At 73.0% G+C, this 20,239-nt stretch carries 16 protein-coding genes; 9 read left to right on the forward strand and 7 right to left on the reverse strand.

Annotation, left to right across the window (positions count from 1 at the left end):
* Positions 1-86 precede the first annotated feature (86 nt).
* Complete coding sequence (locus IIE03_RS11965; protein ID WP_192862992.1) at positions 87-2,108, forward strand: glycoside hydrolase family 31 protein; 2,022 nt, start codon at positions 87-89, stop codon at positions 2,106-2,108.
* A 55-nt stretch (positions 2,109-2,163) separates the two neighbouring features.
* On the opposite strand, the gene IIE03_RS11970 is transcribed toward IIE03_RS11965, so the two are convergent.
* From IIE03_RS11970 to IIE03_RS11980, 3 genes are all read right to left on the reverse strand, one after another.
* Positions 2,164-3,051 carry an NAD(P)-dependent oxidoreductase gene (locus IIE03_RS11970; protein ID WP_192862993.1) on the reverse strand — a complete coding sequence of 296 codons (888 nt, stop codon included), beginning with the start codon at positions 3,049-3,051 and terminating at the stop codon, positions 2,164-2,166.
* A 68-nt stretch (positions 3,052-3,119) separates the two neighbouring features.
* Positions 3,120-4,358 (reverse strand): phosphoglycerate dehydrogenase, encoded by a 1,239-nt coding sequence (gene serA / locus IIE03_RS11975; RefSeq protein ID WP_192862994.1) that lies wholly within the window; start codon positions 4,356-4,358, stop codon positions 3,120-3,122.
* Positions 4,359-4,463: 105 nt separating this feature from the next.
* Positions 4,464-6,719 carry a HelD family protein gene (locus IIE03_RS11980; RefSeq protein ID WP_192862995.1) on the reverse strand — a complete coding sequence of 752 codons (2,256 nt, stop codon included), beginning with the start codon at positions 6,717-6,719 and terminating at the stop codon, positions 4,464-4,466.
* A gap of 162 nt (positions 6,720-6,881) precedes the next feature.
* On the opposite strand from IIE03_RS11980, the gene IIE03_RS11985 reads away from it, so the two are divergent.
* The 5 genes from IIE03_RS11985 (at position 6,882) to IIE03_RS12005 (ending at position 11,909) form a co-directional block, all read left to right on the forward strand.
* Entirely contained in the window at positions 6,882-8,228 is a 1,347-nt protein-coding gene (locus tag IIE03_RS11985) for a PP2C family protein-serine/threonine phosphatase (RefSeq protein WP_192862996.1), read from the forward strand.
* On the forward strand, positions 8,225-9,907 hold the full coding sequence (locus IIE03_RS11990; protein ID WP_225997656.1) for a sensor histidine kinase: 1,683 nt from the start codon (positions 8,225-8,227) through the stop codon (positions 9,905-9,907). The genes IIE03_RS11985 and IIE03_RS11990 overlap by 4 nt, the downstream gene beginning before the upstream one ends.
* Positions 9,908-9,972: 65 nt before the next feature.
* Positions 9,973-10,410, forward strand: a complete 438-nt coding sequence (locus IIE03_RS11995; protein ID WP_192862997.1) for a response regulator — start codon at positions 9,973-9,975, stop codon at positions 10,408-10,410.
* Positions 10,411-10,490: 80 nt separating this feature from the next.
* Complete coding sequence (locus tag IIE03_RS12000; protein ID WP_192862998.1) at positions 10,491-11,486, forward strand: proteasome assembly chaperone family protein; 996 nt, start codon at positions 10,491-10,493, stop codon at positions 11,484-11,486.
* Positions 11,487-11,705: 219 nt separating this feature from the next.
* Positions 11,706-11,909, forward strand: coding sequence for a cold-shock protein (locus IIE03_RS12005; RefSeq protein WP_192862999.1), 204 nt, complete (start codon positions 11,706-11,708; stop codon positions 11,907-11,909).
* Between the two features lie 23 nt (positions 11,910-11,932).
* Here the strand turns inward: IIE03_RS12005 and IIE03_RS12010 are convergent, their stop codons facing one another.
* A complete protein-coding gene (locus tag IIE03_RS12010; RefSeq protein ID WP_192863000.1) occupies positions 11,933-12,958 on the reverse strand; it encodes a spermidine synthase in 1,026 nt (341 codons plus the stop codon).
* A 90-nt stretch (positions 12,959-13,048) separates the two neighbouring features.
* Here IIE03_RS12010 and IIE03_RS12015 point away from each other — a divergent pair, with 90 nt between their 5' ends.
* The 3 genes from IIE03_RS12015 (at position 13,049) to IIE03_RS12025 (ending at position 15,333) form a co-directional block, all read left to right on the forward strand.
* A complete protein-coding gene (locus IIE03_RS12015; protein WP_192863001.1) occupies positions 13,049-13,525 on the forward strand; it encodes an SAV_6107 family HEPN domain-containing protein in 477 nt (158 codons plus the stop codon).
* A gap of 85 nt (positions 13,526-13,610) precedes the next feature.
* The gene (dinB, locus tag IIE03_RS12020) at positions 13,611-14,756 is read left to right on the forward strand and encodes a DNA polymerase IV (protein ID WP_225997657.1); all 1,146 of its coding nucleotides are present in this window, start codon (positions 13,611-13,613) and stop codon (positions 14,754-14,756) included.
* A 160-nt stretch (positions 14,757-14,916) separates the two neighbouring features.
* Positions 14,917-15,333, forward strand: coding sequence for a DUF3040 domain-containing protein (locus tag IIE03_RS12025; RefSeq protein ID WP_192863003.1), 417 nt, complete (start codon positions 14,917-14,919; stop codon positions 15,331-15,333).
* Positions 15,334-15,485: 152 nt separating this feature from the next.
* On the opposite strand, the gene IIE03_RS12030 is transcribed toward IIE03_RS12025, so the two are convergent.
* From IIE03_RS12030 to IIE03_RS12040, 3 genes are read right to left on the reverse strand one after another with little or no spacing between them, the layout of a single operon-like run.
* Complete coding sequence (locus tag IIE03_RS12030; RefSeq protein WP_192863004.1) at positions 15,486-17,849, reverse strand: transglutaminase TgpA family protein; 2,364 nt, start codon at positions 17,847-17,849, stop codon at positions 15,486-15,488.
* The gene (locus IIE03_RS12035) at positions 17,846-19,165 is read right to left on the reverse strand and encodes a DUF58 domain-containing protein (protein WP_192863005.1); all 1,320 of its coding nucleotides are present in this window, start codon (positions 19,163-19,165) and stop codon (positions 17,846-17,848) included. Before IIE03_RS12035 ends, IIE03_RS12030 begins: the two co-directional genes overlap by 4 nt.
* Positions 19,165-20,124 carry an AAA family ATPase gene (locus tag IIE03_RS12040; protein WP_192863082.1) on the reverse strand — a complete coding sequence of 320 codons (960 nt, stop codon included), beginning with the start codon at positions 20,122-20,124 and terminating at the stop codon, positions 19,165-19,167. The genes IIE03_RS12035 and IIE03_RS12040 overlap by 1 nt, the downstream gene beginning before the upstream one ends.
* Positions 20,125-20,239 lie beyond the last annotated feature (115 nt).

The raw sequence follows: 20,239 nt of genomic DNA on the forward strand, positions 1-20,239 counted from the left end.
GTCGACCGCAACGCGTCGACCGCAATGCGCCCGATCGTGGCCCCGTCGACCGGCGCGCGGCACCTCACAGAGAGCGACACACACCGATGCAGACCTTCGAGACCGGCCCGGACGGCATCACCTGGCGCGGAGGGGGCCAGACCCTGGTCGTCCAGGCGTGGGGCGCGAACGCGGTGCGCGTGCGGTGCGCGCCCGGCGACGACGTCGTCGACACCGACTTCGCCCTGCTGCCGGCGGCGCCTGCCGACGTGGCGATCACCACCGACGGCGGGGAGGCCCGCCTGGTCGTCGGCGGGCTCACCGCCGTCCTGCGGGCGTGGGACTTCTACGACGAGCAGGTCGGCTACCGGGTCTACCGGTGCGCGGTGGAGTTCCGCGATGCCGCCGGCAAGGTGCTGCTGCGCGAGCTCGACGCCGGGGGGTCGCTCAAGCTCGACGCTCGCGCCTTCCGCCCGATCGCCGGGGGCGACCACCAGCTCACGGCCGCGTTCGAACCGGTCCCCGGCGAGAGGCTCTCGGGGATGGGGCAGTACCAGCAGCAGATCCTTGATCTCAAGGGCTCGACCTTCGAGCTCGCCCACCGCAACTCCCAGGCGAGCGTGCCGTTCGTGGTCTCCAGCGCCGGCTACGGGTTCCTGTGGCACAACCCGGCGATCGGCCGCGCCACGTTCGCCGCCAACCGCACCGAGTGGGTGGCCGAGCAGGCGAAGCAGCTCGACTACTGGATCACGGCGGGTGACACGCCCGCGGCGATCGCCGCCGCCTACGCGGACGCGACCGGCCACGCGCCGATGATGCCGGAGTACGGGCTGGGCTACTGGCAGTGCAAGCTGCGCTACTGGAACCAGGAGCAGCTGCTCGACGTCGTGCGGGAGCACAAGCGCCGGGGGCTGCCCATGGACGTCATCGTCGCCGACTTCTTCCACTGGCCGAGGATGGGCGACTTCCGGTTCGAGGAGGAGTTCTGGCCGGACCCGCGCGCCATGGTCGACGAGTTGCGCGACCTCGGGATCGAGCTCATGGTCTCGGTCTGGCCGCAGGTCTCGACCGAGTCGGAGAACTTCGCGGCGTTCAGGAAGGAGAACCTGCTGGTGCGAACGGAACGCGGCCTCGAGGTGCAGATGGGCTTCCAGGGCCCGAGCATGTTCCTCGACGTCACGAACCCCCGTACCCGCGACGCCGTATGGCAGATCATCCGACGCAACTACCACGACCGGGGCATCAAGCTCTTCTGGCTCGACGAGGCCGAGCCCGAGTACGGCGTCTACGACTTCGACAACTACCGCTACCACCAGGGCTCGAACCTGCAGGTCGGCAACATCTACCCGCAAGCCTTCGCCCGCGCCTTCCACGAGGGCCAGACCGCGGCGGGCCAGTCCCAGGTGGTGAACCTGCTGCGCTGTGCGTGGGCCGGCAGCCAGCGCTACGGGGCCCTGGTCTGGTCGGGGGACATCCACTCCACCTACGAGGACCTGCGCCGGCAGATCACGGCGGGCATCCACATGGGCGTCGCGGGCATCCCGTGGTTCACCACCGACATCGGCGGCTTCCACGACGGCGACATCACCGACCCGGACTTCCACGACCTGCTGATCCGGTGGTTCCAGTTCGGCACGTTCTGCCCCGTGATGAGGATGCACGGTGACCGGCGTCCCTACGAGGACGTCGTCGCCGCCGACGGGACGCCCCGGCTGCGCAGCGGCGCGCCGAACGAGCTGTGGAGCTTCGGGGAGGACGTCTACGAGATCCTCGCCCGGTACGTCCGGCTGCGCGAGACGCTCCGTCCGTACACGCGCCGGCTGATGGAGGAGGCGCACCTCGCGGGCCAGCCCGTGATGCGCGGCATGTTCCACGAGTTCCCCGCCGACGAGGCCTGCTGGGACGTGCCCGACCAGTACATGTACGGCCCGGACCTGCTCGTCGCGCCCGTGGTCGAGCCGCACGCGACCGGCCGCGCGGTGTACCTGCCGGCCGGCTCCTGGTGGACCGACCTCCACTCCGGCGAGAAGACCCAGGGCGGCCGGTGGGTGACCGTCGCGGCGGAGCGCGACGTGATCCCGGTCTTCGCCCGCGACGACGCGCTGCCGGAACTGGTCGGGACGATCTGATCCCACCGGGGGCCCGTCCCGCCCGGCGGCGGGGCGTCCGCCGGGCCCGCCGGTCTCAGGCGCTCCTGGCCGTCAGGGCCTGGACGATCGCGATCTGATCGAGGTCTCCGAGACCCGCGGCGACGGCGTCGTCGTACACGCCGACCGCCGCGTCGGTGAGGGGAGCCGGTATGCCATGGGCGGCGGCGTGGTCGGCGATGAGCCGCGCGTTCTTCCCGACGTCCCGGACGGAGGCCTGGGGAGCCAGGTCCCCGCCGGCGAGCTTGGCGGTCTTGATCCGGGAGATCGGTGAGGCCATCTGACCGCCGTCGACGATGGTACGCAGGGTGTCGAGGTCCAGGCCGCATCGCTCGGCGAACGCCATCGCCTCGGCCAGGCCGGTGATGGTCGCGACGAGGAACGTGTTCACGGCGAGCTTCATCGTCAGGGCTCCCGGGACGGGCCCGCACTCGTGGATCTGGGAGCACATCGCCTTGAGGACCGGTCGGACCAGTTCCACGGCGTCCTGGTCGCCGGAGACCATGGCCAGCAGTTCGCCACGCTCGGCCGGCACCCGCGATCCGGAGACGGGGGCCTCGACGTAGGTTCCCCCGGCAGCGCGGAGGTCGTGTTCCAGACCGGCGGACCACGCGGCCGCGGTCGTGCCCATCGTCACCACGACCGTGTCCCGGACGAGACCGGCGAACCGCTCGTGACCACGGCCGAGCACCTCGTCCACCGCTGCCTCGGTGGCGAGCATGCAGATCACGATGCGGCAGCGGGCGAACACCTCCTCCACCGACGACACGGCCACGGCGCCGTCGCGCACGAGCCCGTCCACCTTCGTCGCGGTGCGGTTCCAGACCACCAGCCGGGTCCCGGAACGCAGCAGGTTGCGGGCCATGGGCTCGCCCATCCTGCCCAGGCCGAGGAATCCGACGGTGTGCTGCCTCTCGTTGTCCATGGCAGGAGTGTGCGTCGCCGGCCCGGGCCGGTCGATAGCCAATCGGTGTTCCGTGGCCGCTTCCGCCGTTACCGCGCCGCCGGCCCCGGCGGGAACTCCGGGCGCTCGAACTGGTCGTTGATGCGCAGGCGGACCGTCGTGTCCATCGCCATGAGCTTCTTCGACGCCCCGCGGTGCGTGACGTCCGAGATGTCGGTGACCACGTAGCCGAGGTCGCCGTGCGTGGCGAGCATCTGGCCCTCGATGTTCGCGCCGTGGTCGGCGAAGATCTGGTTCACCTGGGCCAGCACGCCGGGCACGTTGCGGTGCAGCAGGGCGATGCGGCCCGTGCCGGTGTGCTCGAGCTGGAGCGGCGGCATGTTGACCGACAGCATCGTGGACCCGGTGGTGATGTAGTCGCGCAGCTTCTTCGACACGAACTGGCCGATCGCCTCCTGGGCCTCCTCGGTGGAACCGCCGACGTGCGGCGTCAGGATGACGTTCGGCAGGCCGCGCAGCACCGAGTCGAACCGGTCGCCCGACTTCTTCGGCTCGGACGGGAACACGTCGATCGCGGCGCCCGCGAGATGCCCCGAGATGATGTTCGCCCGCAGTGCCTCGACGTCCACCACGAACCCGCGCGACAGGTTGAGGAAGATCGCGCCGGGCCGCATCGCCGCGAAATGCTCCGGCCCGAACATCCCCGCGTTGCCGGCACGCCCGTCGACGTGCAAGGTGACGACGTCGGCCGCCGCGAGCAGTTCCTCCAGCGTCTCGGCGCGCCGGGCGTTGCCGAGGGCGAGCTTCTCCTCCAGGTCGTAGAAGACCACCGACATGCCGAGGTTCTCGGCCAGCACGGACAGCTGCGAGCCGATGTTCCCGTAGCCGACGATGCCGAGCGTGCGGCCCCGGACCTCGTGCGAGCCGGTCGCCGACTTCTCCCACACCCCCGCGTGCAGTGCCTTGTCGCGCTCGGGGAGCCGCCGGGTGAGCCCGATGATCTCGGCGATCGCCAGCTCGACAACGGACCGCGTGTTGGAGAACGGCGCGTTGAACGCCGCGATGCCGCGGTGGGCGGCGGCGGTCAGGTCGATCTGGTTGGTCCCGATGCTGAACGCGCCGACGGCGAGAAGGGAGTCGGTGGAGGACAGCACCTTCTCGGTCACCTGGGTCTTGGACCGGATGCCGAGCAGGTGGACGCCGTCGAGGGCGGCGATCAGCTCGTCCTCGTCCAGGGCGCCCTTGCGGGTGTCCACCTCGAAGCCTGCGGCCTCGAGGTTCGCGGCGGCGCCGGGGTGGATGTTCTCGAGCAGGAGGGCACGGTGCACGGGGTCATCGTGCGCCGCGCCGGTTCGTGAGACAAACGCGTCCCGTGATCCGGACAGCATCTTCCGGAGCCGCCGGCCTCGGCTGCCCGGGTGATGAAGCCGGTACTACTCGGTGAAGCCCTCCGGCAGGTCCTCGGCGTGGACGACCACGAGACGCTGGGTCGGCCGCGTCATCGCCACGTACAGATCGCTCGCCCCGCCCGGCCCCGCGGCGATCCGGCTCGGCTCCACCAGCACGACGGCGTCGAACTCGAGTCCCTTCGTCTCGCGCGGGCTGAGCACCGTGACCTGGCGGTCCTCGGGCCGCTGGGCGCCGATGCGCTCGGCCTCCGCGTCGCCGAGCGCCGTCGGCAGCGCGCGGGCCACCGCCCCGGCGATCTCCCGTGTGCGCTCGGCCGGGGCGACCACGGCGACGCGCCCGGCCTCCGGCTCGACGAACTCCTTGGCGAGCGTCACCGCCTCGTGCGCGACGTCGGACGCCGCCACCTCCGTGCCGGGGACCCGCACGAGGGCGAGCGCGTCGTCCACGTCGCGTGCCGCGACCAGGTCGCTCGCGGGGAGGCCGCCGGCCCGGGCGACGCGCTGCGCGGTGTCGGCCACGGCCGCGGGCGTGCGGTACGAGACGGTCAGCTCGGCGAGCCGCCAGCTCTCCCGCAGCAGCGGGGTCAGCATGCGCGCCCAGTCCCGCGCGCCGGCGGGCGAGGAGGTCTGCGCGACGTCGCCCACGATCGTCATCGAGCGGGTCGGTACCCGGCGTGCCAGGGCATGCCACGCCATCGGCGAGAGCTCCTGGGCCTCGTCCACGACGACGTGGCCGAACGTCCAGCGGCGGTCCGCGGCCGCCCGCTCCGCGGTCGTGAGCGACGGCCCGGACGTGGCGAACCGCGCGGCCAGCGTCTCGGCGTCCACCTGGATCATCGTGTTCACCGCCCCGGACGCGAGCACGTTGCGCGCGTGCTCCAGGGCCTCCGCCTCGGCGGCCGCGGCCCGGGCCGCCTCGGCCCGGGCCAGCGCGTCGTCCTCGCCCAGGAGCTCGTACGCCTCGTCGAGCAGCGGCACGTCGGACTCCGTCCAGGCACCGCCGGGTGCGCGCCGCAGGAGGGCCCGGTCCGCCTCGCTCAGCTCCGGCGCCGCCTCGGCGAGCCGGTGCGGCTTCGCGTACAGGTCCGCCAGCAGCTTCTCCGGCGTGATCGGGAACCAGGCCAGGTTCAGGGCGACCCGGACGTCGCGGTGTGCGCGCAGCTCGTCCATGAGCGCGGCCCGGTCCTCCGCCGCGAGCCGCGTGCCGTCGACGTCGCGCACCTGGTCGGCCAGCCGCCCCAGCATGTCCTTGACGAACGTGGTGCGCGCCTCGTTGTGCGGCTTGTGCGACCGCCGGGCGCGGGCGATCGCGTCCCGCACGTCACCGCGGCGGATCACGTAGTCGTGCCCCTCGACCCGCACCGGCAGGTCCGCGGCGGGCACCCGTTCCCGCGCACGCACGGCACGCCGGATCACCCGGCGCCACAGCGGCCGCCCCTTCACGCGCGCGACCTCGGGCTCGTCGACCCCCGACGCCTCGACGCCCGGGATCAGCTCCGCGATCGTCGTGGCCACGACGCCCGTCTCGCCGAGCGACGGCAGCACCTGGTCGATGTACCGCAGGAAGGCGCGGTTCGGCCCGACCAGCAGCACACCCGACCGCTCGAGCAGCCGGCGGTGCGCGTACAACAGGTAGGCCGCGCGGTGCAGGGCCACGGCCGTCTTGCCGGTGCCCGGCCCGCCCTGGACCACCAGCGCGCCGGTGAGCTCCGACCGGATGATCCGGTCCTGCTCGGCCTGGATGGTGGCGACGATGTCGGTCATCCGGCCGGTACGCCCGCTCGCCATCGCGGCCAGCAGTGCGCCCTCGCCCGACAGCGAGCTCGCCTCGATGCCCGAGTCCAGGTCCAGCACCTCGTCCTCGAGTCCCGTCACGGTGCGGCCCTTGGTCACCAGGTGCCGCCGCCGTCGGACGCCGGCGGGATGGAGCGCCGTCGCGCGGTAGAACGCCTCCGCGGCGGGGGCGCGCCAGTCGGTGAGGATCCCGCGGTGCTCGGCGTCGTTCAGCCCGATGCGGCCCACGTAGCGGACCTCGCCGTCCGCCAGGTCGAGGCGGCCGAACGCGAGCCGCTCCTCCACGGCGTCGAGCTGCGCGGCACGGTCCTCGTACAGCGTGGCGAAGGCGTCGCGCTCGCTGCGGTTCTGGTGCGTGCCGACGGCACCCTGCAACCGCACGTCGCGCAGCCGGCCGCGGGTGGCCTCGCGCAGTTCGTCGAGGCGGGCATACAGGACGTCGACCACGGTTTGCTCGTGGTTCAGCTCGTTCCCGATACCAGTCACGCGTGACCTCCGTGATCTTGGCCGGACCGTTGCTCGGCCTGGGGTCGGTAAGGGTCGGTCGTGAAAGACCGGCCGACCATTATCCCTCGAAGGTCAAGAGGTTCGTGGCGTTCACACGCGAGACGCTGACACGGTGACGGATCACTGCGTAGGATCGCCGCCATGGACCGGGCCGGGGCAGCACCGCGCGACGGCGCGCCCGGCGACGTCCCCGGCGCGTTCCCGCCGGAACCGCCCGAACCGCTCTCCGTCCTGCTGGTGGAGGACGACGACGCCGACGCGTTCCTCGTGACCGATCTCCTCGCGCACGGCGGGGTCCGTGCCGACATGCACCGGGCGCGGCGGGTCACCGAGGCGTTGTCGATCCTGGACGACATCCGGGTCGACTGCCTTCTCCTGGATCTCGGCCTGCCCGACGCCGTGGGCCTGAGCGCCCTGGAGCGGGTGGTCGCGCACGTGGACTCGTTGCCCGTGCCGCCCGCCGTCGTCGTCCTGACCGGCGACGTCGCCGCGGGCGCCGGCACGAAGGCGATGGCGGCCGGTGCGGACGACTACCTTGTCAAGGGCGAGGTCGACGGGGACCGGCTCGCCCGTGCGCTGCGCTACGCGACGCTGCGGCGGCGGTCGGCCGCCCAGCAGCTCGCGCTCTACCGGAGCGAGGTGCGCGCCGCCGAGACGATGCGCCTGGAGCGCGCCCTGCTGCCCGAGGCCGTCGTGCGGGACGAACGGATCTCGCTCATGGTCGGTTATCTGCCGGGCGGGAACGGCCTGCTCGGCGGCGATTTCTTCGACGCCGTCGAGCGACCGGACGGGACGCTGATGATCGTCGTCGGCGACGTCGCGGGGCACGGCCCGGACGAGGCGGCCCTCGGCGCCGCGATGCGCACCGCGTGGCGCACCCTGGTGCTCTCCGGGACGGATCCCGGCGACATCCTGCCCCTGATGGAGCGGGTGCTCCTGCCCGAGCGCCGGGGCCCGGAGGTGTTCGTCACGCTCTGCCAGGTCGTGGTGGCCGCCGGCCGCGACGCCATGGACGTGTACCTGGCGGGGCACCCGCCGCCCCTGCTGGCGACGCGGACCGGCGACCGTACGGAGTGCGCCGAGCTGACCGGCCTCGGCCGGGGCCGTGCCCTCGGGATCCCGGCGCGCGGGGGCTGGGAGGCGACGCGTGTCGCCCTCCCCGGCCAGTGGACCGTCGTGCTCTTCACGGACGGGCTCGTCGAGGCGAAGGTCACCGTGGACGACGACGGTGCCCCGACCGCGCCGGACGAGCGCGGGCGCCTGCCGCGCCTGGGCGTGGACGGGCTGCGCGCCGTGGTGTCCGCGGAACTCGCCGGCGGAAGCCACGACGTCGTGCCCCGTGTGCTGCGCCGCGTCCGGACCCTCCACGGCGGGCCGCTCGCGGACGACGCCGCGCTCCTGCTGGCGGGGTGGGACGCCGACGCCGACGCGGGTTCCGCCGAGCGCACCTCCACCCTCGCCGACTCGACCGAGTGGGGCCGCGCATGACCGTCCTGCCGGAGCCCTGGGAGAGACCCCTCGCCCAGGTGTCGATGCGCCGCAGGCTGGCGCGTCTCCAGGGCTCCGTGGCGACCGCCATCGTGCTCGCGCTCATCGTCGCGCTGCTCGCGTGGTCCCAGGCGAGCAGCGCGAGCAAGCTCGTCGAGGGCGCCTACTTCGACGCCCTCGCCGACGGCGAGCAGGCGCGGCTGGCGCTCGTGGACGCGGAACCCTCGGTCCGCTCCTACTGGGCCACGTGCCGGCCCGAGGTGCTCCAGCCGTACCGCCGTACCGCGGCCGCTCCCGATCTGCTCGGACTCGACGTCGACCAGCGGATCCTCGACGCCCGCCCCGAGGTCGCGCTCGCCCTGGAACGCGCCCGTGAGTCGACGGACGCGTGGCTCGAGGACTTCGCGCGCCCCACCGTGGCGGCGATCGACGGGGCACGCGTCGCGGCCCTCGACGGTCAGGACGACGCCGAGGAGGCGCGCGAGGAGTGCGTCGAGGAGGCGGAGCGGTCGGCGCCGCCGCTCGACGACGGCATGGCGAGCATCGCCCGGGCCCGCGACGACGTGGGGGAGTACCTCGAAGCCCTCAACGAGGCGCGGGAGGCGACGCTGGCGGAGCGGCAGTCCTGGGACGCGGTCCTGGTCGGTGCGATCGTGACCCTGGCGCTGGTCGTGGTGCTGCTCGGGACGCTGATGTGGCTGGCGCTCGAGACCTGGGTGATCAAGCCGGCCGCGATCCTCACGAAGGCGGTGCGCACGGTGGCGGCGGGGTCGATCGAGACCGAGATCAGGCCCGTCGGGGCGGGCGAGATCATGTCGTTGTCCCTGCACGTCGAGGGGATGCGTCGCGAGCTGCTGCACCACATGGAGGACATGCGCCTGGCCCAGCAGGAGGTCGAGAACGCCCACGTGATGCTCACCGACCAGGCCCGCGAGCTCGAACGGAGCAACCGGGACCTCGAGCACTTCGCGTACGTCGCCTCGCACGACCTCCAGGAGCCGCTGCGGAAGGTCGCGGGCTTCAGCCAGATGCTTCAGCAGCGGTACGGCGACTCGCTCGACGACAAGGCGCACCAGTACATCGAGTTCGCCGTCGACGGCGCCAAGCGGATGCAGGAGCTCATCAAGGACCTGCTGAGCTTCTCCCGGGTGGGCCGCTCGGGCGAGGAGCACGCCTCGGTCGACCTCGATGAGGTGCTGAGCCAGGTCGAGAGCGATCTGTCGGAGCGGATCGTGGAGTCGGGCGCCACGATCACCCACGACCCGCTGCCGACCGTGCGCGGCGAGCCGAGGCTGCTGCACCAGGTGCTGGCGAACCTGCTGTCGAACGCGCTGAAGTTCCGTGCGCCCGAGCGGGACCCGGTGGTGCACATCGAGGTGCGGTCCATGCGCACGGCGTGGGAGATCTCCGTGGTGGACAACGGGATCGGCATCGAGCCGCAGTACGCCGACAAGGTGTTCGTGATCTTCCAGCGGTTGCATCCGCGGGGCGAGTACTCGGGCACCGGCATCGGCCTGGCGCTCGTCAAGCGCATCGTGGAGCACCACGGCGGCCACATCTGGATCGAGCCGACCGAGGGCGGCGGAACCACCGTCCGGTTCACCCTCGCCAGGACCGTGACCTCGGCCGGAGGGCGGCGCACATCGACCGAACGCGCGCAGTCCACTACTCTCGGATGAGTCGACCCGGTCGCTAAGGCAACTGGTGCGGCGACACGAGTGCTGCCGTTCGGGGAGGACCTCAGGTGGAAGACCGTAGGCCGATCGAGATCCTCCTGGTCGAGGACGACCCCGGTGACGTGCTGATGACGCAGGAGGCCTTCGCCGAGCACGAGACCCCGGTGCACGTCTCGGTGGCGGGCGACGGCGTGGCCGCGCTCGACTTCCTGCGCAAGCAGGGCGAGTGGGCCGATGCCCCGGAACCGGACCTGGTGCTGCTGGACCTCAACCTCCCCCGGATGGACGGCATGGAAGTCCTGGCGGTCGTGAAGAACGACCCGATGCTGCGGCACATCCCGATCGTGGTGCTCACCACGTCGGACGCCCAGGAGGACGTCGTCGGCTCGTATTCGCTGCACGCGAACGCGTACGTGACCAAGCCCGTGGACTTCGACAAGTTCCAGGCCGTGGTGCGGCAGATCGACGAGTTCTTCGTCTCCACGGTGCTGCGTCCCGGGCACTAGGCACGGGCCGTGGGAAGTTCCTCCCCCGTTCCGTTGTTGTTCGCACCAGGGATCGTCGAGAAGGAGACGAGGAAGAGAACGTGCTGGATCCGCAGGAAATCTACGAGGTTGACGAGGCCGCCGTGGCGCGGACCCTGGGCGAGCGTGCCCTCGGCGACGACGCCCCCGAGGCGGTCCCGGGCCACGCGGTCGCGGAACGCCGCGGGATCGCGCGGCGGGGTGAGGGCCCGGTGCTCCTGCACTCGATGCGCGGGTTCGTGGACGCGGGCGCGGCAGGCCAGATCGCCGTAGAGCACCTCGTTGGCGAGCTGGCCACGGAGCGCCTGGTGACGTTCGACATCGACCAGCTGCTCGACTACCGCAGCAAGCGCGGCACGATGACGTTCGACAGCGATCGCTGGGTCGGTTACGACGCCCCGGAGCTCGCGATCGACCACGTGATCGACAAGGAGGGGACCGGCTTCCTGCTCCTGCACGGCGCCGAGCCGGACCTGCAGTGGGAGCGCGTCGTCGCGGCGGTGGAGCAGCTCGTGCGCCGGTTCGGCGTGAGCCTGGCGGTGGGCGTGCACGGGATCCCGATGGGCGTGCCGCACACCCGGCCGATGTCGCTGACCGCCCACGCCACGCGGTCCGGCCTGATCGAGGACTACACCTCGTGGTTCGGTTCGGTGCAGGTTCCGGGATCGCTGGCGTCCCTGCTGGAGCTCCGGCTCGGTGAGGCGGGCCACGACGCGCTCGGCTTCACGATGCACGTGCCGCACTACCTGGCGCAGTCCCACTACCCGCCGGCGGCCGTGGTCGCGTTGCAGCACATCGAGCGCACGACGGGCCTGGCGCTCGGGATCGGCGCACTCGACGCCGCGGCGGTGGACGCCCGGATCGAGGTGGAGCAGCAGGTGGCCGAGTCGGGGGAGATCGCGGCCGTGGTCAGTGCGCTCGAGGAGCAGTACGACGCCTTCTCCCGGTCGATCGGGCGGCCGAACCTGCTCGCGGAGTCCGCTCCGCTGCCGACGGCCGACGAGATCGGCGCCGAGCTCGAGCGTTTCCTCGCCCAGCAGGACCGGCCGGGCGAGTAGCCCGGCGCCGGCGCCTTCGGTTTCCTGGCCCGCCTCGCGTTCCCGACAGAGCGGGAATGTCCGGTATCTATGGCAATGGTGAATGGTCCGTGCCACACTGGCGCACGCCGCACCGCGAGCTGCCGGCGCCACGCTCAACGCGTGCGCGGGTCCCACAGGGCGCGTCGCGGCACGGTGCGGGCACTCGGCTCGCACGAGTGACGGAAGGTCGAAAGACGCATGGCGCAGGGTTCTGTGAAGTGGTTCAACGCGGAGAAGGGGTACGGGTTCATCGCCCAGGACGGCGGCGGTGCCGACGTCTTCGTGCACTACTCCGCGATCGAGACGCAGGGGTACCGGACGCTCGAGGAGGCCCAGCGGGTCGAGTTCGAGATCACACAGGGCCCCAAGGGGCCGCAGGCGGAGCAGGTCGTGCCGCTCTGACCGTGTTCCGGTCCGGCGAGGCGTCACGTCGTCTCTGACGCAGAGGAGGGCCGCATCCCGTGCCGCGGGGTGCGGCCCTCCTCGTGCTCCGGGCCAGACACCGGGGCTTCGTCCGCCGGAACGGCCCGCGAGGCGGCGCCGGCGGTGGTCTCCGGGGCGATCGGGTCCGGTGCCGTCACCATCGGTGCCGTCGTGCCGGCGAAGCGGGTGGCGTCCTCGCCGGCGAGCAGTGTGGCGGGGACGGCCAGCGTGCGCAGTGCCCGGCCGAGGGCGGCGTCCCGCAGGTCGGTGTGGCCGGAGGTGGCGTCGCGTACCGCCGCCAGGACCACGTTGCCGTACCTGCGGCCCTTGAGGATCGCGGGCTCGGCGATCGCCGCCAGCCGGCCGGACGCCGCCGCCGAGGGGCCGAAGACCTCGGCGAGGCTCGCGAGCTCCTGGCGTGCGAGGGCCAGCGGCGGCCGGTCCGCGCAGTTGAGCAGCAGCACACCGCCGGGTCGCAGCGCGCGACGTGCCGCCTGGGCGAACCGCGTGCCGACGAGATGGCCGGGCGTGGCGTCGCCGGCGAAGACGTCCCGGATCACGACGTCGAACGACTCCGGGTGCACGCTCGCCAGCGCCCGGCCGGCGTCGTCGGCCCGCAGGCGCAGGAGGGGGGACCGGGGCAGGGCGAACCACTCCCGCACGAGCTCGATCAGCCGGGCGTCGAGGTCGACGCCGAGCTGCCGCGACCCGGGACGCTCGTGCTCGACGTACCGCGCCAGGGCGCTGCCCGCGGCGCCCAGATGGAGCACGCGCAGCGGCCCCGCGGGCAGGAGGTCGAGCACGGCGGCCATCTGCTGCATGTACTCGAAGTCGAGGAACCCGGGGTCGCCCAGGTCGAGGCTCGAGCTGGGCACGCCGTTGACGTGCAGCGTCACCCGATCGGGATGGTCCGGGTCGCGAATCACCTCCGCCGTCCCGGTGCTGATCGGGACCGGCCCGGCGGGGAATGTCAGTGTCCCGGTGTTTGATGGGGTGCGTCGGGCGGGGCGGGTCTTGCGTCGGGCCATGGGGCCCAGTGTCTCGCGGGCCGCGGGACGGATTGACACGTTCGAACGAATGTTCGACACTGACGGTGAGGAACCGGATCGGAGGGCAACATGGGCATGACCCAGGGCAGGGGATCGGATGTCGTCGCCGCGAGCACGCGCGTACCGCGACCCGTACCTCCCGGCGTCCGTGCGCTGCTGCGCAGGGCGGACGCGGAACTGGCGCAGGCGCACGCCGCGCCCCGTCCGGAGGACCGGTTCCGGCACGCCCATCTCGCGGCCATCCGCGCGGCGGCCGCGGTTCTCGCGCTGCGCGGGCGGCCGCCGGCGCGATCCGGGGCACGGACCGTCTGGGAGATGCTCGTGCGGGTCGAGCCGGACCTGGCGCCGTGGTCCGGCTACTTCGCGTCGGGGGCGCCGCTGCGTGCGGCCGTCGACGCCGGCCGCACCGGTGAGGTGGACGCCTCACGGGCCGACGAGATCATCGCCTGCGCGGAGGACTTCCGCGACGAGGTGGCGATGCTGGCGGACCCGGACGCGACGTTCGCGCACCGCCCGCACCTGCAGCTCGTGCCGGAGGCGTCATGACCCGGAACCGGCGCACGTGAGCCGCGCGCCGAGGTCCGCGGCGGCGCGGCGGGACTGGGGCTCGGACGAGTCGGGGTGCACGATCATGCACGTCGACATGGACGCGTTCTTCGCCTCGTGCGAGATCGCCCGGCGCCCCGAACTGCGCGGCAAGCCGGTGATCGTGGGCGGGCAGGAGCGCGGGGTCGTGTCGGCGGCGACGTACGAGGCGCGGGCCTACGGGGTGAGATCGGCCATGGCGATGACACGGGCACGCCTCCTGTGCCCGCAGGCTATCGTCGTCAAGCCGGACTTCGCGCTGTACTCGAAGGTGTCCCGCGGGGTGATGGAGATCCTCGGCGAGGTCACGCCCCTGGTCGAGAAGGTCAGCGTCGACGAGGCCTTCCTCGACGTCGCCGGGGCGTGGCGGCGGCTCGGTGAACCCACCCGGATCGGGGCGGACATCCGCGAACGGATCCGGGCGGCGTACGGTGTGACGGCCTCGGTGGGCGTGGCGCGGAACAAGTTCGTGGCGAAGCTCGCCTCGACGCACGCCAAGCCCGACGGGATGCTGCTGATCCCGGACGCGGCCACGGTCGAGTTCCTGCACTGCCTGCCTGTCGGCGCGCTGTGGGGGGTCGGGGAGAAGACCGAGCAGGCACTGGCGGCGTGGGGGATCACCACGGTCGCGGAACTGGCGCACACTGATCTGCCCAGCCTGCAGACCGCCGTCGGGCGGGTGAGCGGGGCCCACCTCCACAACCTGGCGTGGGGCCGCGACCTGCGCCCGGTGGTGCCGGGACGCGAGGAGCACAGCGTCGGCGCGGAGACGACCTTCGGCGTCGACGTGCACGACGAGACGGTGCTGGCCCGACGCATCCGGGAACTCGCGGACCGGGTCGCGGCGCGGATGCGGAAGCAGGGAGTGGTGGCCCGCACGGTGTCGGTCAAGGTGCGCACCAGTGACTTCGTCACGGTGACCCGGTCGCGGACCCTGCACGGGCCGACCGACGTGGCCCGGGACATCTACCTCGTGGCGCGCGAGCTCGTCGCGTCCGTGGACCGGCGAGGCCTGCCGGTACGGCTCGTGGGCGTGCGCGGCGAGCGTGTTCTCGAGCGGGAAGGGCTGGCCGCCCAGCCGACCCTCGAGGAAGCCGCCGACCCGCGTGCGGGTGCGCAGCGGGACGTCGAGCTCGCGCTCGACGCCGTGCGCCGCAAGTTCGGCCAGGCAGCCATCGACCTCGGGGCCTAGGGACCGGAACGCAGGACGGACCGGATCCCGGGATGGACCGGAACCCAGAACACTCGTCCGACCTGTAAGGTCGCTTCGTCCGGGATGTCGACTACCGCACAGCGCGCGACCGGCTTATCCTGAGAGAGTCATCGTAACTTTGCGAGATCTGGGGGTCTCGATGCCGCTTTCCGAGTACGAGCAGCGAGTGCTGGAGCAGATGGAGCGCGCCCTCACCTCCGACGACCCGCGTCTCGCGAACACGTTGCAGTCCTCCGGCCGCAGGTCCGTGCTGCGGTACGTGCTGGCGGGCGTCGCCGTCGTCGTCGGCCTGCTGCTGCTCGTGGTGGGCGTCGCGTCGTCCAGCACGTGGATCGGCGTGGTGGGTTTCATCCTGATGTTCGCGGGCGTCGTGTTCGCCGTCGCCGCACCGCGGCGGAAGTCGGGTCCGGCGGGCGTGGTGGACGCACAGGGCAACGTCGTGCCCCCGAAGCCCGGGAAGGGCGACGGGGACCGGTCGTCCGGCGAGGGAGGCTGGTCGGGCTTCCTGACCAGGCTCGAGGAGCGCTGGGACCGCCGCCGCGACCAGGGCCGCTGAGCCCGAGACAGGATAGGCGGAGTGTGCCCAACGGGGTTGGGCCACTCCGTCTCGTTGTTTCTTGCCGGGGGCGGAGCCCCCGCACCCCGCCCCGGGGCTCTGCCCCGGACCCCGGCGTGCGGGGCCGGGTTTCCGCAGAGCCCGCGGAGGGCTCAGCGGCGCAGGGCCTGGGTCAGGACCTCGCCGACCCTGGCCGCTGCCGTGTCCGGCGTGCTCCCGAGGGTCTCCGAGATCCCCGCGGAGACCGTCGCCGTGAGTTCGTCGAGCTGCGCCGGTGACGGCGACATGTACTCGCGGGCGTAACGCTCGTTCTCCGCGGCATGGGCGAGGGCGACGATCCCCTCCGCGGTCTCGTCGGGCAGCGGGTTCCCGGTGCGGGTCCGCACCTGCTCCGCGATCTCGCCCGGCGCCTGCCGAAGGGTCGTCGACGGCCCGAGCACCACGTTCCGCTCGGCGAGCTGCGCCACCACCCGCTCCCACGCCTGCTCGGGATCGAGCGTCACGGAGTCCTGGCGGCGCCGGAGGAGCAGCCACAGCCCCACCGCGCAGACCGCCAGCGCACCCGCCGCCGTACCGGCCCAGACCTCCCAGGGCAACGACTCGCTGACGCCTCCCCGGCCCGCGGCGCCGCCCCCTGCCGGATCGGCCTCGGCCGTGGGCTCCTCGTCGGGCTCGTCCTCCGGGACGCTCGTGGGGCGCCGCTCCTCCGGCACCTCGGTCGGCGCCGGGCCCGGTGCGGCGACGGGGTTCGCGTAGTCGGGCAGCGGACCGGTCTGCACCTGCGGCGTCGGCTCGAACCGGACCCACCCGAAGCCCTGGAACCACACCTCGGGCCACGAGTGCGAGTCCTGGCCGGTGACGGACCACACGCCGTCGCCGTCCTCGTCGCTGCCGGGCAGGTACCCCACGCCGATCCGGGTCGGGATGCCGAGCGAACGGGCCATGACGAAGTACGCCGTCGAGAACTGGACGCAGTATCCCTGCCGATCGGTCAGGAAGTCCCAGGTGGCATCGTTGGTCCGGGCCGGCGCCGTGTCCGGGGTGTACGTGAACCCGCCCTCGTGGTGCAGCCAGTTCTGCAGCGCCACGGCCTGGTCGTAGCGCGTGCGCGCGCCCTCCGTGACCGCCCGCGCGAGCTCGGCGGTCTCCGCGAGGAACTCCGTCTCCTCCAGCTCGAGGTAGTCGGCGCTCGCCGGCATGCCGTCCCCGGCGGCCCGCAGCGCCTCGGGGGACAGGCCACGGTCCAGCATCTCGACCGTGTACTGCGTGCCCTCGGTGAGCCGCCCGTCGCTGCGGACCTCGTCGAGGACCGGGTCCCAGCGCCATCGGTCGTCGCCCGGGGGCATGATGACCCGGCGCGGACCGCCGGGGATCGGCAGCAGGCCGTCCCGGTCGGACGAGATCCGCACGTCGAGCGTCGTGGACCCGCCCGCGAGGTTCTCCGTCCCCGACATGAGCCGTGACTCCGGCGTGACGTCCACCAGCCCGCCGTCGCGCGGGTCCCAGCTGACCCGGCGGCCGTCCCAGGCGGTGAACGTCCGCTCGCGCAGCGGGCCGCGCTGCTCCGGGTCGGAGATCTCGTAGCTGAGGACCTCGGCCGAGGACCGCGCGCCCAGACCGGCGCGCATGTCGAACTCGTCCGACAGCTCGAGGGACTGCCCCTGCGTGCGGAAGATCTGCGAGAAACCGGTGGCCACGCCGGGAACGGCCGCGACCACCGCGCCGGTGCCCAGGGCGAGGACCGCCACGACGACGGACGAGACCGCGGTGATCCACGCCCGCGAGCGGCGTGCCCGGGCGACGGCGGCGTCCCGGCTCGATCCCCGGACGAACGCGGAGCCGGACTGGTCGAGGGTGAGCAGCAGCAGCGCCGCCGTGACCGCCACGACGAACGTCCCGGCCGGGATGCGCCCCATGATCGACAGCGACGGCGTCCACAGGACCAGGAGGGGAAGCCCGGCCATCGCGGGCATCCGCGCCCCGGCGAGCGAGTCGGCGACGAGGAACATCAGGAGCGTGCCGCCGACGGCGACCATCCCGATGGGCAGGCTGTCCTCGACCGGTGCGCGCTCCGTGGTCATGATGTTCGTGGCGATCGCGAACCGGTCGAGGACCCAGCGCCACTCGTCCACCCCGACCAGCAGGGTCAGCTCGCCCGTGGCGGTGCCGTACCGCGCCAGGACGTACCAGGACGCCACCGCCAGGCCGACGAGCGTGGCCAGGAAGGACACCGTCCCCGCGGCACGTTCGGCCGCGTGGTCGCCCGCGGACTCCCGTGCGGAGCCCCCGCCCGTCTCGCGCCGGGGCCCGGCGCGGTTCATCGCCCGGTTCAGCAGGGCCCACCGGGTCAGGCTCGTGCACGCGGCGACCAGGATCACGCCGACGACGCCGGCCCGCGTCCAGGCCCCTGGCTCGATGATCTCGCCGAGCGCGAACATCGACGCGATCGTCGCGACGGCGACCAGGACGCCGCTCACGACCGTCCGCGTGAGTGCTCCGTGATGTGCCGGGATCATGCGGTTCCCTCGCTCAGGAGCGCCCAGACGCGCTCGATGTCGGTGCGGGCCTCGCACTGTGCCACGTGCCAGCCCGCGGCGGTGAGCTCCGCGGCGGTGTCCTCGACGTCGTGCCGGTACCCCTTGCCCCGCGGGGTCACGAGCAGCGCCCAGCAGGAGCCGTCCGTGCCCAGGGCGGCCAGCTCGCGCCGGGCGTCCGGGCCCTGCGGCCCGAGGACGGCGATCAGCAGCTCGCTCGGGCGGCGGGCGAGCCGGAGCGCCCGGGCCGTGGTTCCGGCGGCGTGCTCGGCCTCCGCCGAGCCCCGGTGGCCTTGCAGGTCGACGCAGGTGTCGAGCAGCACGTGCCGGGCGGACCGGGTCGGCACGAACCGCACGCCGTCGACGGCCGGCGCCGCGCTCGTGGCGAGGATGCGGGACGGGTGACCCGCGTCGAGGAACGACGTCGCCACCGACGCGACCAGGTCGACCGCCCACTCGCCGTCGTTCACCGCGGCCGGCCTGCCGAACGCCGCGGCGGCCCCGTCCTGGAGGTGCGGAAGCAGTCCGCGGTCCAGCAGGACGCTCACCGGCCGCACGCCGGCGCTCTCGTCGGCGCGCACCAGGAGCTGACCGCGGCGCGCGGCGCTCGCCCAGTGCACCCGGCGGGGGTCGTCGCCGGGGACGTACTCCCGCAGCACGGCGTCGTCGGACGACTGCAGTCTCCCGCCCGTGGACGCCCGGTCGACGTCGCCGCGCGTGCGGGTGCGCACGGCGAGCTCGACCGTGCGGGGCCAGACCGCCACACCCGTCGTCCCGCCGAGCGGCTGGGTCGCCCGGACCAGGCCGAACACGTCGGTGCGGGACGTCAGCAGGGGACCGAGCGGCCAGTGGCCGCGGCGCGACGGCGTGAGGGAGTACGTGACGTCGATCCGTTCGGCGCGGGCGTGCACGCGCGCCCGGATGCCCTCGTGCCCGGCGAGCTCGTGGGCGGCCTGCTCCGACAGCCGCAGGCGGGCGAGGCGCTCGTAGGCGGCGCCCGTGGGGGCGGCGGCGGAGACCGCGAGATGCACGTCGGTCCGCGCGTCGCGCACCACCGGGCTCGGCGTCACCCGGCGGTGCACCACGAGAGCGCCTCGCCCCTCGTCGAGCCGCTGCAGCCCGGTGACGAACCAGGCGAGCGCGACGGCGAGCAACGCCGCCGCGCCCGTGGCCACGAGATCGGGCAGGGACAGCAGGAGGCCGACGAGCGTGAGCACCACGCCGATCAGGCAGGCTCCGACCCCCCGGCCGGTGAGCCGGACGCGGCCGAGCCGCCGGAGTGCGGCCACCAGGGGCATCAGCGGCGGTCGGATCGGTCGAGCGCGGGCACGGGCGTGCGGCGGACGATGTCGTCCACCATCTGCTCGGCCGTCGTGCCGCCCAGACGCGACTCGGTGGTCAGGATGAGGCGGTGCGCGATGACGGGACGGGCGAGGCGCTGGACGTCGTCGGGCAGGACGTGGTTGCGGCCCGCCATCGCGGCCATCGCCTTGGCCGCCTTGAGGAGCTGCAGCGATGCCCGAGGTGAGGCACCGAGCCGCAGCCCGGGGTGCTCGCGGGTGGTGCCCACCAGGGCGAGCACGTATCGCTTCACGGAGCTCGACGCGTAGACGCCGCGCACGAAGGCCGCGTACCGGAGCATGGCCGCGCCGTCGGTGACGGGCTCCAGGTGGCTCAGCGGAGTGGTGGCCTCCTGCCGCTCCAGCATGAGCAGCTCGGCGTCGGTGTCGGGATAGCCCACCGTGATGCGAGCCATGAAGCGGTCCCGCTGAGCCTCGGGAAGCGGGTACGTCCCCTCCATCTCGACCGGGTTCTGCGTCGCGACGACGAGGAAGGGGCGGGGGAGCGTGTGGGTGGTGCCGTCCACCGTGGTCTGCCCCTCCTCCATGCACTCCAGCAGGGCGGACTGGGTCTTGGGGGAGGCACGGTTGATCTCGTCGCCGATGACGATGTTGCTGAACACCGGCCCGGGACGGAACTCGAACTCGTGGCTGTCGTTGCGGAAGATGTTCACGCCGGTCAGGTCGCTCGGCAGGAGGTCCGGTGTGAACTGGATCCGCCCGGCGGCGCAGTCGATGCTGCGCGCCAGGGCCTTGGCGAGCGTGGTCTTGCCGACCCCCGGCACGTCCTCCACCAGCAGGTGTCCCTCGGCCAGCAGCACCGCGAGCGTGATGTCCGCCAGGCCGGGCCTGCCCGTCACCACCGTCTCGATCGCGGCGCGCACCCGGCTCGTGGCGTCCACCAGGTCGGCCAGCAGGGCGGCCGGGTCGCCGGACGCCGCGCCGTTCCCGGGGCCGTCCTGGACGGCGGGCGGCGGGGGCGGAACGGCGTCGACGAAGCGGCGAACGGTCCCGCCATCTGCAGCTCCGCCG

The organism is Myceligenerans pegani, assembly GCF_014892515.1.
In the GTDB taxonomy this organism is placed as follows: Bacteria; Actinomycetota; Actinomycetes; order Actinomycetales; family Cellulomonadaceae; genus Myceligenerans; species Myceligenerans pegani.

Excerpts from the sequence above, each read along its gene's own strand:
- IIE03_RS11965 (WP_192862992.1), top strand. The coding sequence starts at position 87 with ATGCAGACCTTCGAGACCGGCCCGGACGGCATCACCTGGCGCGGAGGG.
- IIE03_RS11970 (WP_192862993.1), bottom strand. The coding sequence starts at position 3,051 with ATGGACAACGAGAGGCAGCACACCGTCGGATTCCTCGGCCTGGGCAGG.
- IIE03_RS11985 (WP_192862996.1), top strand. The coding sequence starts at position 6,882 with ATGGACCGGGCCGGGGCAGCACCGCGCGACGGCGCGCCCGGCGACGTC.
- IIE03_RS11990 (WP_225997656.1), top strand. The coding sequence starts at position 8,225 with ATGACCGTCCTGCCGGAGCCCTGGGAGAGACCCCTCGCCCAGGTGTCG.
- IIE03_RS12005 (WP_192862999.1), top strand. The coding sequence starts at position 11,706 with ATGGCGCAGGGTTCTGTGAAGTGGTTCAACGCGGAGAAGGGGTACGGG.
- IIE03_RS12010 (WP_192863000.1), bottom strand. The coding sequence starts at position 12,958 with ATGGCCCGACGCAAGACCCGCCCCGCCCGACGCACCCCATCAAACACC.
- IIE03_RS12015 (WP_192863001.1), top strand. The coding sequence starts at position 13,049 with ATGGGCATGACCCAGGGCAGGGGATCGGATGTCGTCGCCGCGAGCACG.
- dinB (WP_225997657.1), top strand. The coding sequence starts at position 13,611 with ATGCACGTCGACATGGACGCGTTCTTCGCCTCGTGCGAGATCGCCCGG.
- IIE03_RS12025 (WP_192863003.1), top strand. The coding sequence starts at position 14,917 with ATGCCGCTTTCCGAGTACGAGCAGCGAGTGCTGGAGCAGATGGAGCGC.
- IIE03_RS12030 (WP_192863004.1), bottom strand. The coding sequence starts at position 17,849 with ATGATCCCGGCACATCACGGAGCACTCACGCGGACGGTCGTGAGCGGC.
- IIE03_RS12035 (WP_192863005.1), bottom strand. The coding sequence starts at position 19,165 with ATGCCCCTGGTGGCCGCACTCCGGCGGCTCGGCCGCGTCCGGCTCACC.